1 protein-coding gene is annotated in these 609 nt (G+C 73.7%); it reads right to left on the minus strand.

The window, feature by feature from the left end; translation table 11 throughout:
* Positions 1 to 609 (minus strand): alpha/beta hydrolase (locus AC4IJH_RS43650; protein WP_490857587.1); only part of this gene is annotated, 609 nt, incomplete at both ends.

Raw genomic sequence — 609 nt, forward strand, 5'->3', positions numbered from 1 at the left:
GCACGATGGCGAGGCGGTCTCCGTAGCGGTCGATCGCCTCCTGCGTCACCAGGTCACCAACGGCGAACACGGTGACCGGCTGCTGTGTCCCATGCAGCGCCGCGTCCATGTCCCAGCGGGCCAGGCCCTCGATGGCTCCCAGGCCCGCGGACTGCCGCACCGTGACCATCTTCTCGACACAGGCGTCCATGACAGCCGGGTCGGTCCCGGCCGGCGAGCCCTCTTCGGCGAGGCCGCGTACCGCCGCGGCGAAGTCGTCGCGGAACATGCCCACCAGGGCGCCGGTCTGTTCCTCGCTCTGCGCCGGGAACAGGGGCAGGTAGTGCAGCCCGTCGAGCGCGACCACGTGCGAGACGGTGCCGGGCAGCAGCCGGCCGACCTCGACGGCGGCCGCCGCGCCGAGGGAGTGCCCGGCCACGGCGGCCGTGGTCACCGACTCGGCCTTCAGTACCGCCGCCACGTCGCGGGCGAACTCCTCCATGGTCCACACCTCGCGCGTCGAGCGGGACTCGCCGTGCTCGGCGAGGTCGACCGCGAGGACCCGGTAGCCGCCGGGCAGATGGCCGGTGAGCGCGTCGAAGTCGCCGCGGCCGCACGCCCAGCCGTGGA

It is taken from the genome of Streptomyces sp. UF-297 (genome assembly GCF_058245575.1).